Origin of the sequence: Streptomyces alkaliterrae, assembly GCF_007097205.2 — a bacterium.
In the GTDB taxonomy this organism is placed as follows: Bacteria; Actinomycetota; Actinomycetes; order Streptomycetales; family Streptomycetaceae; genus Streptomyces; species Streptomyces alkaliterrae.
Genome location: NZ_VJYK02000559.1, coordinates 1 through 1,628 on the forward strand (window position 1 = coordinate 1; position 1,628 = coordinate 1,628).

Here is a 1,628-nt window from a genome sequence, read left to right on the forward strand (position 1 = left end):
GGGCCGGTCAGCCGGCGTAGGGGACCCAGGACTGGGAGTTGGCGGTGCTCGACGGCCTGGCGGTCACCAGGGTGTACTTGTCGATGTTCGGCGTGTCGAGGACCAGTCCGGTGTGCGGGTTGGTGAAGGTCAGCGTGCCGTTGCTCTTGGTGATGGTCCACTTCTGGCGGGCGTTGGCCGGGTCGAAGGGCGTGACGGTCACGGTGCCGTCGGCGGCGGTGGGGGCGGTGAGGGTGAGCGGCTCGGGGCAGTTGTCGGTCAGCCGTACGGTGCCGTCCGGGTTCGCGTCGGCCCGCCACAGCGACCCCGCGTTGGCGGCGCTGAAGGCGTCGATCCTCACGTCCACGCTACTGGTGGTGGTGCAGGCGCCGACGCGTCGGAGCCCCCAGCCGCCGCCGTTGGTGAGGCCGTGCAGCTTGCCGTCGTCGACGATGCTGGGACCGTAGTCGATGGCGCTGCGGTACAGCAGGCGGAGCGCTTCGCCGTCGGTGGGCAGCGGCGGGTCCGCGGCCGGGCGGGCGTGGTTGAAGTACTGCGAGAAGGTGGTCGGCTTGTGCGCGGCGATCGCGGCGAGGGTCCGGCCCCAGCCGCCGTCGGTGTGGCGCCAGAGGTTGAGCAGGGAGGTGGCCACGTTGCCCTCCACCTGGTCGCCGACCTCCCATCCCGGGCCGTACTGGAGGGGGATCCGTGTGCCGTCGCCGTGGACGAAGCTGTAGTGGCCTGCCCACTGGGACGCTGTGGCGTTCGCGAACCCCTCGGCCCACGCGCAGCCCTGGGTACTTGTCTTGGGGATGTCGTGGACGGCGCAGATGGAGCCCTCCGGCATCACACCGTCGTAGAGGCGGTGCATGAGGAAGTGGGCGGCTTCGTGCAGGATGTAGTGCTTGGAGTCGCCGGCGGAGCCGCTGAGGTGGATGCTGTTGTCGCGGGGGATGTAGACGCCGCCGTAGCCCTCGTCACCCACGTAGATGGTGAGCCTGGTGCAGGCGCTGCTGTCGGGCTCGTGGGTGGTCCAGCAGTCACTCGTCGGGTTCTGGCGTTGCCACCACAGGATGTTGACGGTGTCGAAGACGTGCCAGGCGCGGCCGGCGGAACCCGTGGCCCTGATGATGGGGGCGCCGTGGCTGCCGGGGGAGATGTCGGTCAGGGTTGTCGACTCCAGGACGTGGTAGGAGTGGCTGTTTCGGTCGATGACTCGCCACAGCCGGAGGTTCTCCGCCCACACCTTCACCCACAGCTTGTCCATCGTGGTGGTCGTGGTGGTCGTGTAGCACAGGTCGTAGAAGCCGGTGTTCGAGGTGCGCCCCGACACGCCGAGCCAGCGTGGTGTGTCGCCGCTCCTCTCGGCGCCCCACAGTTCGACGTTGGCGTTCCGAACCGGGTCGACGACGGTGGGCTTGCTCGTTCCGCCCTCGGCGGACCGGTACTCGTACTCGACCGGGCCGCCCATGCAGAACTGGCTCGCCGCGTGCGCGGCGGTGGCGGTGAGGGGGATGAGAGCGATGGCGGTGAGGAATGCCAGGGTCAGGGAGAGGGCCGTGCGCGGTAGGCGCAGGCGGAGGGTCATGCGGTGCCCTTCCAGGAGTGCGACGGTTTCCGAGGCGTCGGCGGTGGGGTGTGGGGCGCGG

Annotated in this window: 1 protein-coding gene; it reads right to left on the minus strand. The window is 69.7% G+C overall.

What is annotated here, in order from left to right; translation table 11 throughout:
• Window positions 1–7 precede the first annotated feature (7 nt).
• The coding region (locus tag FNX44_RS26725) for an RICIN domain-containing protein (protein WP_228450290.1) at window positions 8–1,628 on the minus strand (1,621 nt) is incomplete at its 5' end.